Raw genomic sequence first — 14500 nt, forward strand, 5'->3', positions numbered from 1 at the left:
TCACGCCGCCGCGGGGGTAAACTCCCCGGTCACCTGGCAGCAAGCGCTTTCGGCAGCGCTTGCGTAGGATGGAGGCCACGTCACACGAGCTGCGCGACGATCCCGCAAGTCCCAGTGCACAAGCCCCGGTTCAGAGGCGGTGACGGATGACCCGACCACGTTCGCCCCTGCGGCTCGCCGATGTCGCGGAGCGCGCGGGTGTCTCGCTGGCCACCGCTTCCCGGGCCCTCGCGGGACGCGACGGGGTCCGGGCCGAAGTGGCGGAGCGGGTCCGTCAGGTCTCGCGCGAGCTCGGCTATGTGGCCAATCCGCACGCCCGCACCCTGGCGGGCGGCGCCACGTCCACGGTCGGACTGATCGTCCACGAGATCGACGACCCGTACTTCTCGGAGATCGCGGGCGGCGTGATCCGCGCCGCGGGCGAGCGCGGTCTCATCGTGCAGATCTGCACCTCGGCGCGTGAGCCGCACAGCGAGCTGCGGCAGGTGCGGCATCTGATCGCGCAGCGCGTGGGGATCATCATCATCGCCGGGTCCGGCTATGTGGACCCCAGCCTGGAGGCGGCGGCTAAGGAGGAGCTGGCCGCGTTCCAGAGCGCGGGCGGACGCCTGACGGTGATCGGCCGGCACGCGCTGAGCGCGGACGCGGTGCGGCCCGCGAACAAGGAGGGCGCGGAGGCCATCGCGGCACACCTTGTCGCGCTCGGTCACCGGCGGATCGCCATCGCCGCCGGTGACGGGCGGCTCTCGACGGTGGTGGACCGGCTCGCCGGGGTCGCCGCGGCGCTGGAGCAAGCGGGCATTCCGGCGGCCGACGTGCCGGTCGTGCACGCGGAGTTCACCCGTGACGGCGGCCATGACGCGGCGGAGCGCATCCTGCGCGAGCACCCCGGCACGACGGCGGTCATCGCGCTCAACGACGCGATGGCGCTCGGGGTGCTCTCGGCGCTGCGCACACAGGGAGTCTCGGTGCCGCAGCGGATGTCGGTGGTCGGCTTCAACGACGTCGCGTACGCGGCCGACCTGGCCCCTGCCCTCACCACGGTGCGGCTGCCGCTGGCCCGCATGGGCCACGAGGTCCTCACCCTGGCGCTGCGCCCGCCGGCGGGGCGGCCACGCCGCAAGCCCACCTCGTACGAACTGGTGGTCCGCGCCTCGACGGCGGCGCCGCACGCCTGACGGTGATGTGGCGCGTTCGCCCCGTCACCGTACGAGTGCGTTGCGGAGCGCGCTCCCCGCGGACCGCGGACCGCAGACCGCAGAAACGCCGGAAGGCCGCCCCCGCTCTACGCGGAGACGGCCTTCCGACCTGCGGAAACCATCCGACATCACTGTCGGGACGACAGGATTTGAACCTGCGACCCCTTGACCCCCAGTCAAGTGCGCTACCAAGCTGCGCCACGTCCCGATGCTCGCTGACCTGGGGTTTCCCCGGGCCGAACCAGCACGGAAACAATACCGCACTCCGACCCGTGGTCGTGAACCCGTTTATCCGGCGGTCACCGCTCGGCCGCTATCCGGACGTCACGGCGAGGCCCTCGAAGGTGACGATGCCGCGCCGGTCCGTCCAGCCGTTCGCGGCGGTCATGAACGCGCCGACATCCTGCGCCGCCGCGCCGGCCGCCGGTGTCGCCGTGCCGACCGTGTCCCAGGTCGTCCCGTCGAGACTGTACGAGCCGGTGTACGTGTCCCCGTCGCGGGTGATCCTGAGATGGACCGGGGCGGCGGCACCCGCCGCAGCGGTCTTGATCGAGTCGAAACGGCCGTCGCCGTCCTTGTCCCAGGTCAGCACGATGCCGTTGGAGGGCGTGACCGCGAGGTTCACATAGCCGGCGGAGCCCTGTCGGGTCAGATCGTCGCGGACGATCAGTCCGGCGCGGGCCCAGCCGCCGGTGTGGTCCTGCGAGACGACCCGCACGGTCGCCGAGGCGCCGGAGACGAGCGCGCCCGGACGGTGGACCGCGCCGAACTCGTTCGTCGCGCCCCACAGGTCGGCGCCGGCACCGTCGATCGCCAGGGAATCGCCGGACTGCCCGAAGACCGCGTCGTTGAAGGAGACGGTCCGCAGGGGCGCCTGGACGCCGGATCCCGCCATCAGTCGCACCGACCCGACCGCCTTGCCGCGCGCCCGGCCCGTGCGGTGCGCGACCATGGCCCGCACCCGGCTGATCAGCTCGGCGGGCGGCCCCGTCAGGCTGACCTCGAATCGCGCCGTGAAGGACGCACCGGACGCCACCGACGCCGTACGCGTCGGGCCGTCGCTCTCCGCCCGCAGTCCCGCGGGCACGTCCAGGGTGACCTCGACGTCGCTTGCGGCGGTGAACCCGTTGCGGTTGGTGAAGGTGACCTCGACCGTGACGGGACTGTTCTCACCGACGGACCCCGACGTGGCGCGTACGGCGACCATGGCCTGGTGCGCACTGCCGGCGAGCAGGTCACGCACCCGGCGGGCCAGTGTGCGGGCGGAGCCTGACGGGTCCACCGGGTGGGGTTCGTGGGCGTGCGCCCAGGCGTCCTCCAGTGCGAACCAGTCCACGGGCTCCGGCGCCCGGTCCTCGTCGAGGGCCGTGTGCAGCTCGGCGAAGAAGGTCTTCCACCGTTGGAGATAGAGGCCGCCGACGAGACCGCTCCACTCGCGGTTCGCGTAGTCGTGCAGCCCCTCCTCGGCGGAGGCGCGGCCGCCCCAGGTGGTGATCAGGGAGCGGGCGTCGTATTCGAGGCGGTCGGACTCGGCACGGTCGGCGCCCCAGGCGCGGGCGTCGGCGAGCCATGGGCCGAGGAGATGGCCGCGCGAGGTGGCGAGGAGCCGGTCCAGGAGCTCCATCCACTGCACCCAGGTGTCGGTGAGGGTGCGCAGGAGGCGGCGGTCGCCCGCCTCGTAGGCCGCCTTGATCTGCGGGAGCAGGACACGGCTGCGGTTGGAGAGGACCTGGCGGGCCACGTCCATGACGTCGTGCCGGTAGGCGTCGCTGTCACGCAAGTCCTCGTCGACGGCGAGGAGTTCGGTGAGGGCCCGGTCGAACGCGGTCGTGTCGTAGCGGTCCGCGGCCGGGCTCCACGCGGCGGCCTTGTCGGCGGTGAGGCTCGGGCGGGCGCCGAACAGGCCGTCGGGGGCCTCGCTCCAGGAGTCCTTGCGGGTCATGCCGTACGCGGTGGTGCGCAGCACCTGCCAGGCGGCCCGGGCATGCGGGTCGCGGCCGCCGTACCGTGCGTCGGACCACTCCGTGAACCAGTCCTCGAGGTCGATCCGGCCGGGTGTCCAGGCCAGGTCGTTGAGGAGGGCGAACGCGGCCGGGTTGTTGTCGGCGGCCTCCGGCATCGCGGCGATGCCGGCGAGAGCGCTGCCGTCCTTGTCGCGCCAGGCCGGGTAGGTCTCGACCCAGTCGGGAGTGTTGGCGCCGAGCGCGGTGTGTCCGCCGAAGTTCCAGATCGCGCCGTACGCGTACGGGGTGCCGAGCCAGTCCCGCTCGCGGTCCGTCACGGAGGTGTAGCGGTCGGAGAGTCCGTCGACGACGAGCATCCGGGAGGAGTCGATGGCCTCGACGATCTCCTTGCGGGGATTCGTCTGCCAGCCGAGGATCGCCCAGACCGCGCCGGGGCGGGAGCGCTGCAGGGCCGACTCGACGGCACGGGCCGCCTCGCCCACGGGGACGTCGCCCGCCTGTCCGCCCTCGTGCAGCAGATCCATCTTGTACATGGAGCTCGCGCCGAGGCGCTCATCGAGCCGGCCGTAGAAGACGTCGGCCACCTCGTCGAAGGCCTTGGTGCGCGGATCGAGCCAGTCGGGCCGCTTGAACGCGCCCCAGGTGCCCTGCGGTACGACCTCGGCGCCGGCGTGATGCTGCGGGAAGTCGTCGGGGACGGTGCCGAAGTAGCCGGGCAGGACCGGGGTCATGCCGAGTTCACGGATCCGGTCGGTGATCTTGCGGCCCAGCTCGGCGCGGCCTTCCAGAAGCCCGCGGCTTACCGGGCCGCCGAAGTGCGACATGTTCTGCAGCAGCCACCAGGGCTGGTGCGCGGGAGCGGGAATCCAGGTCAGCAACTCCTTCTCGGAGTAACCGAACTGACGGAACGTATCGAAGTACACGGCCTCCGCACCGGTGGTGGTCTGCACGGCGCTGACCCCGTGCATCGCCACGACGTCGAGTGTGCGCTGCCAGGCGTCCCAGTCGCGGTAGGGACCCGTGTACCCGTCGTTGGTGTCGTTGAAGACGTAGCGGTGGGGCACCCCGGCCGTGCCGGTGAGCGTGCCGGGCGGTGCGGGCAGCCGCTCGGGCAGGTTGAGCTGATCGCCGTTCCAGGAGACGGAGGCGAGGGCGACACGGCGCAGATATGTGTGGAAGCCGGCCAACTGCACGGCCGGACTGGTGCCTTCGACCACGATGCGCCCGGTGCTCCCGCTCACACGGAAGCTGTCGCCGTCGCCCGCCGGCGCGCGCAGGGTGACCTGGCGGTGGTGGCGCGGCAGCAGCCGGCGCAGTACGCCGGCCGCGGCCTCGGGGCTCGCGGCCTGGCGAGCGGCGGCCGAGGCGCCCGGCGAGGGCAGGACGAGGAGTGCTCCGCCGAGTGCGGCGGCTCCGGTGAGGAGGCGTCTGCGGGACGGCCCGGTCACCGGGTCGGCTCCGGCGTACGGGACGGGCGGCGCGGCGGGCTCATGAGGCGCGGCAGGCGCGTCGTGTGCAGGAGGCGCGGTGGGCTCATGAGGCGCGGTGGGCGAAGTGTCATGGGACGACAGTCCTTTGCTCGCAGAGGCGCGGTGCAAGGAAGTGACAGCGGCGTGCGTGATGATGCAAGGGCATGCTCGATTCGGCACATGTTCGAACACGACGCATCGGCTGTCAACGGAGCAGCGCCCACCCCTGAGTCCTCAACCATCCCTTCCGTGCCACCTGTTCACAGGGTCCGGCCTGGGCTATACGCCCGGCGCCCGCAGTTCGGGGTGGCGCTCCAGCAAGGACGGCGTGGCGGCCTGCCGCCAGGAGTCCGTGAGGATCGCGCGCAGTTCGTCGAGGTCGTCGAGCGCGGCAAGACGCACCCGGACCCACGCGAAGGCAGCCTCGTGGTCCGCGATCCAGAACTTCGCGGGCTCGGCCAGGACCAGCTCGTCGCGCTCCTCCTTGGGGCACCGCACCGCGATCGAGGTCTCCTCCTCGGGCATCGTGGCGAACATCTTGCCCGCGACCCGGAACGTCGGCATCGACCACGCCTCCTTCTCGGTGGTCTCCGGCAGGCCGAGCGCGATGGCCCGGGCGTCCTCCGAGGTCGGGGCGGTGTGCGAGGCGGAGGCGGAAGGTGCGGTCATGGCACGACGGTACGACAGGAAGGCCGTGCCCTACACAGGGTGCTGCGCCGCACCCGCCTGTCGAGCCAGGCCGGCAGACCGGCCCGGACCTCGGCGAGGCGCCTCAACTCCCGTACGTCACAAGCCCTCCACTACCCATTGACCCCTCCGATCACGGGAACCTAATCTGAGCGACTGCACCTCAGAAAGCGCTTTCTCCCAACGATGTGTCCGACGCACCCCACATACGCGACGCACCGATGAGCCGACGGCCCACAGCCGTATCCCTAGACAGCGGGAGCGCCCATGAGTCATCCCCCGAACGGCAGCCGCCTGCGAAGACTGACCCGGCCGCTCGCCACCCTCGCCGCCTTGTGCGCGATGGTGCTCGGCCTGGTCGTGTCGATGCCCGAACAGGCCAGCGCGGCCGCCCCGTTCCGTGTTCTCGTGTTCTCCAAGGTCACGAACTTCGACCATGAGTCGCGGACCGCCGGAGTCGAGGCGGTCAAGAAGCTCGGCGCAGAAAACGGTTTCGAAGTCGAGGCCACCGATGACGCGGCGGCCTTCAACGACGCGAACCTGGCGACGTTCCAGGCGATCGTCTTCAACAACACCAACTCCACTCCGGAGTCCGGCGATCTGCTCAATGCCGAGCAGCGGGCGGCCTTCCAGAAGTACATCCGCGCGGGCGGCGGCTACGTCGGTCTGCACGCGGCGAGCGCGAGCGAGCGCGACTGGGACTGGTACGAGGGCCTGGTCGGCGCGATCTTCGACAAGCACCCGGCCGTGCAGACGGGCCGCATCAAGGTGCTCGACCAGGCGCACCCCTCCACCAAGGGCCTTCCGCAGCTCTGGGAGCGCACGGAGGAGTGGTACAACTGGCGCACCAACCCGACCGGCAAGGTGCACACCCTCGCGCAGATCAAGGTGAGGGACGGGATCACCGGTCTGGACGAGGGCGTCGACCACCCGTGGTCGTGGTGCCAGAACTACGACGGCGGGCGCTCCTGGTTCACGGCCGGCGGGCACGCGCCCTCCGCGTTCCAGGAGGAGTTCTTCCTCCAGCATCTACTCGGCGGCATCCAGTGGGCTGCCGGTGACAAGCCCGGCGACTGCACCGCCAACAAGACCAGTGCCTTCCAGCGCACGCCGCTGGTGACGAGCGATCTGGCCGACCCGTTCGAGCTGGCCGTGGCGCCGGACCGGCGGGTGTTCTTCATCCAGCGGACCGGCAAGCTGAAGATCGTCGACCAGGAGAACCTCAAGGTCACCACGGCCCTCGACTTCGCGTACACGCCGGAGATGACAAGCCAGTCCGACGGCCTCCTCGGCCTCACACTCGACCCGAAGTTCGAGGAGAACCACTGGCTCTATCTGCTGCATTCCGACAAGACGGAGAAACGCCTGAATCTGTCGCGGTTCACCGAGGCCGGCGGCAAGGTGGACATGGCCAGCGAGAAGCGGCTCCTGACCATTCCCACGTATCGCGGTGAGGGGCGCGCCAATTCGCATATGGCGGGCTCGCTGACTTTCGACAGGAGCGGCAATCTGTATGTCGCCACCGGCGACAACACCGACCCGTTCGCGTCCGACGGATTCACCCCGATCGACGAGCAGGAGGGCCGCCGCGCCTGGGACGCCCAGGGCACCTCGGGCAATACGAACGATCTGCGCGGCAAGATCCTCCGCATCACGCCCGAGGACGACGGCACGTACTCCGTCCCCGAGGGCAATCTCTTCGCGCCGGGCACCGACAAGACGCGTGCCGAGATCTATGCGATGGGTCTGCGCAACCCGTTCCGTATCACCACCGACCCCAAGTCGGGCGCGCTCCTGGTGGCCGACTACGGGCCGGACGCACGGGCCGCCAAGGCCGACCGCGGCCCCGAGGGCACCGTGGAATACGGCCGGGTCACCAAGGCCGCGAATCTGGGCTGGCCGTACTGCGTGGGCAACAACACCCCGTTCAACGACTACGACTTCGCCACCAAGACCTCCGGCGCGAAGTTCGACTGCAAGGCGCTCGTGAACGATTCGCCCAACAACACCGGTCTGCGCGAGCTGCCCGCCGCCGAGCCGGCCACCGTCTGGTACGCGTATTCGGCCTCGCCGGAGTTCCCGGAGCTCGGGACCGGTGGCGGTGGCCCGATGAGCGGTCCGGTCTACGACTACGACCCGGAGAACACGTATCGCACGAAATTCCCCGAGTACTTCGAGGGGAAGTGGCTCAATTACGAGCTGACGCGCAAGTGGTTCAAGACCTTCTCCATCCAGGAAAAGGACCAGTCGTTCACCGATCCGCGTTTCCCCGCGGCGAAGGCGGGCGATCTGCACTCGATCAACTCGGTGTTCGGCGACATGAGCTGGAACCAGCCCTTCGACGCCGACTTCGGTCCTGACGGAGCGCTGTACGTCATCGACTTCGGGCTCGGCAGCGGCACCGGCCGCGGCGGCAGCAACGAGGGCTCCGGGATCTACCGGATCGACTACGTGGGCGACGACCGGCTCCCGAACGCGCGGGCCGCGGCGGCCCCGGACACCGGGTCCGTGCCGCTGACCGTGAAGTTCTCCAGCGAGGGCTCGGGGATTCCCGGCGGCGGTGATCTGACGTACGCCTGGGACTTCGACGGGGACGGCACGACCGACTCCACCGAGGCGAACCCCACGCATGTGTACACCGAGAAGGGCCAGTTCACGGCCCGCCTGAAGGTGACGGCTCCGGGTGATCTCACGGCGCTCGCCGTGCAGGACGTCACCGTCGGCAACACCCGGCCGGTCGTGACGATCAAACAGCCCCCGAACGGCGGTCTGTTCGCCTTCGGCGACACCATCCCCTTCGAGGTGCGGGTGAAGGACCCGGAGGACGGGAAGATCGACTGCTCCCGCGTGGTCGTGCAGTCGCAGCTCGGCCATGACTCCCATCTGCACCCGCTGGACAACTACACGGGCTGCAAGGGTGAGATCGTCACGGACGCCGGCGACAGCCACGGGCCCGGGCAGAACCTGTACTACGGGATCAGCGCCCAGTACGAGGACAAGGGCGGGCCCGGCGGAGTGCCGGCGCTGACCGGGTCCTCGTCGCTGACGCTGCGCACCCTGTACCGCGAGGCGGAGCACTTCACGGCGACCGGCGGCCCGAACAAGGGCGTCGAGATCGGCAGCCGCGCGGACGCCTCGGCGGGCAAGCGGCTGATCGAGATCGAGGACGGCGACTGGGTCACGCTCGACCCGACAAGCCTCAAGGGCATCGACTCCGTGACGGTCGGCGCCGGTTCGGCCGGGCTCGGCGGCGCCATCGAGTTCCGCGCGGGCTCGCCGACCGGCAAGCTGCTCGGCAAGGTGGACGTCCCCAACACCGGCGGCTGGGGCAACTTCATCTCGCCCACCACCGCCCTGGAGGACCTCGAGGGCACCACCAAGCTGTACGTGGTGTTCACCAACCCCGAGTGGACCGCGGACAAGCCCGACCTGATGACGCTCGACTGGCTGCATTTCAACGGGCCCGGCGTGCAGAAGAAGGGCGGCACGAAGGTCGAGCTCGCCAAGGAGCAGACCGGCTCCGCGGTCAAGTTCCGCAGCGAGATCAAGGCGGCCGAGGGCCGCACGATCGTCTCGTACCACTGGGACTTCGGTGACGGCAGCAAGCCCGCGGGCGAGGAAGGCCCGACCGCCGAGCACACCTACTCCCGCCCGGGCCCGTACACGGCACGCCTGACCGTCACCGACGACAAGGGCGACACTTCGACCGGCTCGGTGCAGCTCACCGTGGCCGAAGGAGGCACCGCATGAGAATGAACAGACGCGCCTTCCTGGGGACGTCCCTGGGACTCGCGGCGGCGACCGGGCTCGCGGCGATGCCCGCCTCCGCGTCCGAGGCCACGGATGGTTCGGCCGACGCGGACGCGAAGCGCTGCCGGGTCATTCCGCGCGGCGGCATCGGGATGCACCTCTACACGATGCGCGGCCCGCTGGCCTCCGACTTCCCCGGCACGCTGGAACAGCTCGCCGCGATCGGCTACGCCACCGTCGGGGTGAGCGGCCGGCACAACAACAGTGCGGCGGCGATCCGCGGCTTCCTGGACAGCACCGGTCTTCGGGCCGTCCTGGAGCATGTCGCGTACACGACGCTGACCGGGGCGGGACTCCCCCAGGCCCTGGAGGATCTGCACACGCTCGGCGCGAGGTGGCCGGTCGTGCCGAGCCTGCCGGGGGCGCTGCACACCCCGGACGGATTCCGGGAGGTGGCACGGCAGTTCAACCGGATCGGGCAGGCTTCGCGGGATGCCGGGCTCGGTCCCGTGCAGTTCCACAACCACGGCGCGGATCACGCGGTGGTGGGCGGCGAGAACCTGTACGAGATCCTGCTCAAGGAGACCGACCCCCATCTGGTCGCCTTCGAACTGGACGTGTACTGGGCGACGAAGGGCGGCGCCGATCCGGCCCGTCTGTTCGTCGAGCACCCGCGGCGCTTCCCCGCCCTGCACGTCAAGGACATGGCGCCGAACGGCGACTTCGCGGACGTGGGCTCCGGGATCCTGGACTTCGCCGCGATGTTCGAGAACGCGCAGCGCGGTGGCGTACGCCAGTGGCTGGTCGAGCACGACAATCCGGCGGACCCGTTCGCCACGGCCCGCAACAGCTACAACCACCTTGCGGCATTGAGGTATTGAGGTATTGAGCCGCGGGGGGGCGGTACCGGCAGCCGCCCCCGCGCAACACAGAGAAGGCGCCCCACCCCCTCGTCAGGAAGGGGGTGGGGCGCCTTCGTACGGGACCGCGGCAGGTTCAGTCGTCCTCCGCCGCCGTCCCGAGCAGTCCGCGGATGTGTGTGGTCGCGTCGCGGAACTCCGCGCGGCCCATGGTCTCCGCGTAATTCCGTTCCGCCGGCAGATCCACCTCGATGATCTCCTGGATGGTGCCGGGGCGCGGGCTCATCACGACCACGCGGTCCGCGAGGTACACAGCTTCCGCGATGGAGTGCGTGACGAGGAGCACGGTCGTGCCCGTCTCCCGCCAGATCCGGTGCAGTTCGACGTTCATCTGCTCACGCGTGAGCGCGTCGAGGGCGCCGAACGGCTCGTCCATCAGGAGCACGGGCGGCCGGTGGAGCAGCGCTCGGCACAGGGCCACGCGCTGCTGCATGCCGCCGGAGAGCTCGTGCGGCAGCGCGTCCTCGAAGCCCTCCAGGCCGGTCATCCGGATGAGCTCGTCCGCGCGTGCGCGCGCCTGGGCGCCCGGCATCTTGCGGATCTCGGCCTGCAGCAGGATGTTCTTCAGCGCCGAGCGCCACTCCAGGAGCGCGGCGCGCTGGAAGACGTATCCGATGTCATGGCGCGGCCCTGCCACCTGCTCGCCCTGCAGCCGCACCTCCCCGGACGAGGCCTTGAGCAGACCCGCGACCAGTTTGAGCAGGGTCGACTTGCCGCACCCCGACGGTCCGACGATGGCGACGAACTCGCCGGGGGTGACATCGAGCGACACATCGGTGAGCGCGGTGACATCCCGCTTCTTGCTGCGGAAGCGCACGGCGACATCCGCGAGCCGTACGGCGGGCTCGCCGCCGTCGGCCACGGTCTTCCCCTTGGCGAGCCGGGTCATCCCCGCCCCGCCGGTCTTGTCGGTTTCCGACATCTGAACTCCCGGCATGATCAGCTCTTCGGCGCCAGGTCCTGGGCCCAGTAGTCGCCCACGGGCTTGGCGTTCTGCACCATTCCGGCTTCCTTGAAGACATCGATGGTCTTCTGCCAGTCCTCCTCGGTGTTCGCACCGGGGGCCTGGCCCTCGGTGGCGTCCGTGTGCAGGAGCGTCAGGGTGGTCTCGAACTGCTCGGTCAGGACCTCCTCGGGCGGCAGCTGCTCGGAGGCGCCGTCCATCGACTTGACCGCATCGGCGGGTGCCTTCTCCGCGGCGGTCCAGGCCTCGCTGACCGCCTTGGCCATCCGCTTGGACAGATCGGTCTTGGCGAGCGTCTTCGGGCCCGCGATCAGGCCGTTGGAGTAGAAGTTGAGGCCGTGCTCGGAGAAGCGCAGGTACTCGACGTCCTTCTTGGCCTTGTTCGCCATCGTCGGTCCCTGGTCGCTGGCGTAGCCGAGCAGCGCGTCCGTCTTGCCGGAGATCACCGCAGCGATCTTGCCCGCCGGGTCGGTGTTCTGGACGGTGACGTCGGACTCCTTCAGGTCGTTCGCGGCGAGGAACGCGGGGAACGTCTTCGACAGCGCGTCACCCGTCGTACCGGCGATGACCTTGCCCTTGAGGTCGGCGGGCGCCTTGATGTTCTGGTCGGCGAAGAACTGCACGGACGCGGGGGTCGTCTGCAGGAAGACCCCGAGGCTTTTGACGTTCACGCCCTGCTCGACGCCGGCCAGGACGGCCGGGGTGTCGGCCCAGCCGAAGTCGGTCTGGCCCGCGGCCGTGGCCTGCACGGTCTTCTGGGAGCCCTGGCCCGCCTGGATGGTGAGGTCGATGCCGTTCTTCTCGAAGATCTTCTGCGCCTTGCCGTAGTAGAACGGCGCGTGTTCCCCGTACGGATACCAGTTGAGCGTCAGCGTCACCTTGTCCAGCTTCTTGCCGTCCGAGCTGGTGGTGGTGCCCGAGTCGTCCCCACCGCAGGCCGTGGCGGCGACCAGGAGCAGCGGGACGAGACCTATCAGGGTTCTGCGCGGGTGCATGGTGGCCTGCCTTTTCACGAGCGGACGTCGGGGGTGGTACGGGACGGGTGAGGCGGGTCGTTCGGTGCGGGTCGTGCGGTGCGGGCCTTCCGGTGCCGGGGCCGGACGGCTGCGGGGATCAGAAGGCGGTGGTCACGCCGGACTCGCGGCGGCTGGCATGCCACGGCAGGAGGAGCTTCTCGGCGATCTCGACGACGACGAAGAGCACGACGCCGATCAGCGACATCACCAGGAGCCCGGCGAACAGCATCGGGGTGTCGAGGTTGCCGTTGGCCTGCAGGATCACGTACCCGAGCCCTTCGTTGGCGCCGACGAACTCGCCGACCACGGCGCCGGTCACGGCCAGCGTGACGGCGACCTTGAGGCCGGAGAACAAGTGCGGCAGGGACGCCGGGAAGCGGATCTTGACGAAGGTCTGCCAGGGGCTCGCGCCCATGGTGGAGGAGAGCTGCAGCATCTCGGGGTCGACCGCCTTCAGACCGGTGACCATCGAGATCACCACGGGGAAGAAGGCGATGAGCACCGCGATCACGATCTTCGGCGCGATCCCGAAGCCGAGCCACACGACGAACAGCGGCGCGATGGCGATCTTCGGGACGACCTGCGCGAAGAGCAGGATCGGGTAGAGCGTCTTCTCGACGGTCGCCGAGTACACCATGATCACGGCCGCGAACACCCCGATGGCGACGGCGACGGCGAAGCCGATCAGCGTCTCGTACGTGGTGACCCAGCTGTGCTGCCAGAGGTAGTCGGGCTTGTCGAGGATCACCTCGAAGGTCTTGCCGGGCGAGGGCACGAGATAGGGCTCGACGAGCTCCGCGGCGGCGATCACCCACCAGGCCGCAAAGCATGCGATCAGCAGGGCGACGGGCCGCCAGCTCTTCTCGACGGCGTCGGCGAACCGCTCGCGCGCGCTCGGGCTCTCACGTAGCGCGACGCCCGCCGTCTTGACGGGTGCCGAGGACAGTGCGCTCTGACTCACGAGGAACTCCCCTGAGGGTGTCTGCGGTTGACGAAGCCCGGCCCGTACCGGCGAATTCCCGGAACGCGCATCCGGGCCCCGCCTTCAGTCGGAACGGGCGGCCGCTTCACGGACGGCTACCCGGTCGGAAACGCTTTCAGAAAGCGCTTTCTGGTACGCTCCCGGTCACGCTAATGACCGCCCGACGGCACGGTCAATAGGTCGGGCACAGGTTTCACGCCGCGCCCGCACCCTCCCGGACCCCGCCCACGGAACCGTCCGCGCTCCCCCCACGAAGAAGCCCGCACCGCCCCCGTCGAGACGCCCGCAACTCCCGAACGAGAGGCCCGTGTTGACCATGGAAGCGACCGGAGCACACCCCGAGCAGCCCGCGCCGCCCTCGCCGGGCGCGCTCTCCTCCCTCGTCATCGAGCGCGTCGAGACCTTCGCCGTCGCCCTGCCCACCCACCGCTCCTTCGGCGTCTCGGGCGGCTCCGTGGCCGTCGCCGGGCGGCCCAGCATCAGGGTCCTGGTGAAGGTGAGCGCCGACGGGGTGCACGGCTGGGGCGAGGCCACCCCGATCCCCGCGTGGACCTACGAGACGGCCGAGTCGATCGTCACGACCATCGACCGCTATCTCGCCCCGGCGATCACCGGCCGCCCCGCCTGGGACCTGGACGGCGTCGACCGCGCCTTCGACCGCGCGGTCAACCGGGGCTTCAGCATCGGCGCCCCGCTCGCCAAGTCGGCGGTGGACGTGGCCCTGCACGATCTGCTCGGCCGGGCGGCCGGGGTCCCGCTCGGGGTGCTCTGGGGTCAACGCCGCGCCGAATCGCTCCAGTTGGGCTGGATCGTCTCGGGACAGACGCCGTCCCAGGTGGGCGAGAGCGTCGCCGAGGGCCTGGCGCTCGGCTACCAGGCCTTCAAGGTCAAGATCGGTCTGCACGACGAGGAGACCGACCTCGCGGTCGTCGCCGCCGTACGCGAGCACGCGCCGAGCGCACCGCTGTGGGTGGACGCCAACCAGGCATACGACGTGCACAGCGCCCTCCGGGTCGCCCGCCGCCTCGACGCCCTGGGGGTGACCGCGTTCGAACAGCCACTGGCCGCCAACGATGTGGCCGGGCTGCGCCGACTGCGCGCCACCTCACCGCTGCCCGTGGCCCTGGACGAGTCGCTGCGTCACCCCTCCGACCTCGCGACCTTCGTCCGTCTGGAGGCCGTGGACGTCGCCATCGCCAAGGTCCAGCGCAGCGGTGGCCTCACGCTGTCGCGCCGGCTGTGCCAGCTCGCCGAGGACAGCGGCGTACGCCTGATGGGCTCGGGCCTGACCGACTCCGACCTGGGGCTCGCCGCCTCCCTGCACCTGTTCGCGGCGCACGGCATCGACACCCCGGTGGACCTCAACGGCCGCCAGTTCATCGGGTCCCCGTACGCGGGGCCGACGGTGACCGTCGAGAAGGGCGTGGCGCAGGTGCCGACGGGCCCTGGCCTCGGGGTCGAGGTGGACGAGGCCGTCGTGCGCGAGCTGGCGGTGGATGTGCTCGCGTAAGGGTGCGTACGGGGGCGCGTGAGCGGGGCACCGGGCATA

At 70.2% G+C, this 14500-nt stretch carries 9 protein-coding genes and 1 tRNA gene; 4 read left to right on the forward strand and 6 right to left on the reverse strand.

The genetic code is table 11. The features are described 5' to 3' along the window. The first annotated feature begins 146 nt into the window (after nt 1-146). On the forward strand, nt 147-1178 hold the full coding sequence (locus tag ACIBI4_RS02905) for a LacI family DNA-binding transcriptional regulator (protein ID WP_399201746.1): 1032 nt from the start codon (nt 147-149) through the stop codon (nt 1176-1178). Nucleotides 1179-1333: 155 nt separating this feature from the next. Here ACIBI4_RS02905 and ACIBI4_RS02910 read toward each other — a convergent pair. The 3 genes from ACIBI4_RS02910 to ACIBI4_RS02920 all read right to left on the reverse strand — a co-directional run bounded on the left by ACIBI4_RS02910 (nt 1334) and on the right by ACIBI4_RS02920 (nt 5301). Continuing rightward, nucleotides 1334-1407 (reverse strand) — tRNA-Pro (locus ACIBI4_RS02910). Between the two features lie 105 nt (nt 1408-1512). Beyond that, nucleotides 1513-4611, reverse strand: a complete 3099-nt coding sequence (locus ACIBI4_RS02915) for an alpha-N-acetylglucosaminidase TIM-barrel domain-containing protein (protein WP_399201747.1) — start codon at nt 4609-4611, stop codon at nt 1513-1515. A 300-nt stretch (nt 4612-4911) separates the two neighbouring features. After that, a complete protein-coding gene (locus tag ACIBI4_RS02920) occupies nt 4912-5301 on the reverse strand; it encodes an MmcQ/YjbR family DNA-binding protein (protein WP_399201748.1) in 390 nt (129 codons plus the stop codon). A gap of 285 nt (nt 5302-5586) precedes the next feature. Between ACIBI4_RS02920 and ACIBI4_RS02925 the strand changes: the two genes are divergently transcribed. Both ACIBI4_RS02925 and ACIBI4_RS02930 read left to right on the forward strand, forming a co-directional pair. Further along, nucleotides 5587-9069, forward strand: a complete 3483-nt coding sequence (locus ACIBI4_RS02925) for a ThuA domain-containing protein (protein WP_399201749.1) — start codon at nt 5587-5589, stop codon at nt 9067-9069. 2 nt (nt 9070-9071) lie between these two features. Next, complete coding sequence (locus tag ACIBI4_RS02930) at nt 9072-9950, forward strand: sugar phosphate isomerase/epimerase family protein (protein ID WP_399202012.1); 879 nt, start codon at nt 9072-9074, stop codon at nt 9948-9950. 115 nt (nt 9951-10065) lie between these two features. Here ACIBI4_RS02930 and ACIBI4_RS02935 read toward each other — a convergent pair whose 3' ends face one another. The 3 genes from ACIBI4_RS02935 to ACIBI4_RS02945 form a co-directional block, all read right to left on the reverse strand. Continuing rightward, nucleotides 10066-10878, reverse strand: a complete 813-nt coding sequence (locus tag ACIBI4_RS02935; protein WP_399202013.1) for an ABC transporter ATP-binding protein — start codon at nt 10876-10878, stop codon at nt 10066-10068. A gap of 50 nt (nt 10879-10928) precedes the next feature. Further along, nucleotides 10929-11948: an ABC transporter substrate-binding protein gene (locus tag ACIBI4_RS02940; protein WP_399201750.1), complete on the reverse strand. Its 1020-nt coding sequence runs from the start codon at nt 11946-11948 to the stop codon at nt 10929-10931. A gap of 118 nt (nt 11949-12066) precedes the next feature. After that, entirely contained in the window at nt 12067-12930 is an 864-nt protein-coding gene (locus ACIBI4_RS02945) for an ABC transporter permease (protein WP_399201751.1), read from the reverse strand. Between the two features lie 337 nt (nt 12931-13267). Between ACIBI4_RS02945 and ACIBI4_RS02950 the strand changes: the two genes are divergently transcribed. Further along, on the forward strand, nt 13268-14461 hold the full coding sequence (locus ACIBI4_RS02950; RefSeq protein ID WP_399202014.1) for a mandelate racemase/muconate lactonizing enzyme family protein: 1194 nt from the start codon (nt 13268-13270) through the stop codon (nt 14459-14461). Nucleotides 14462-14500 lie beyond the last annotated feature (39 nt).

The sequence above is a fragment of the Streptomyces sp. NPDC050418 genome (genome assembly GCF_044458745.1).
In the GTDB taxonomy this organism is placed as follows: domain Bacteria; phylum Actinomycetota; class Actinomycetes; order Streptomycetales; family Streptomycetaceae; genus Streptomyces.

Bases quoted from the DNA above. Each gene is read 5' to 3' on its own strand.
- ACIBI4_RS02905 (WP_399201746.1), top strand. From the start codon at position 147: ATGACCCGACCACGTTCGCCCCTGCGGCTCGCCGATGTCGCGGAGCGC.
- ACIBI4_RS02920 (WP_399201748.1), bottom strand. From the start codon at position 5,301: ATGACCGCACCTTCCGCCTCCGCCTCGCACACCGCCCCGACCTCGGAG.
- ACIBI4_RS02925 (WP_399201749.1), top strand. From the start codon at position 5,587: ATGAGTCATCCCCCGAACGGCAGCCGCCTGCGAAGACTGACCCGGCCG.
- ACIBI4_RS02930 (WP_399202012.1), top strand. From the start codon at position 9,072: ATGAACAGACGCGCCTTCCTGGGGACGTCCCTGGGACTCGCGGCGGCG.
- ACIBI4_RS02935 (WP_399202013.1), bottom strand. From the start codon at position 10,878: ATGACCCGGCTCGCCAAGGGGAAGACCGTGGCCGACGGCGGCGAGCCC.
- ACIBI4_RS02940 (WP_399201750.1), bottom strand. From the start codon at position 11,948: ATGCACCCGCGCAGAACCCTGATAGGTCTCGTCCCGCTGCTCCTGGTC.
- ACIBI4_RS02950 (WP_399202014.1), top strand. From the start codon at position 13,268: ATGGAAGCGACCGGAGCACACCCCGAGCAGCCCGCGCCGCCCTCGCCG.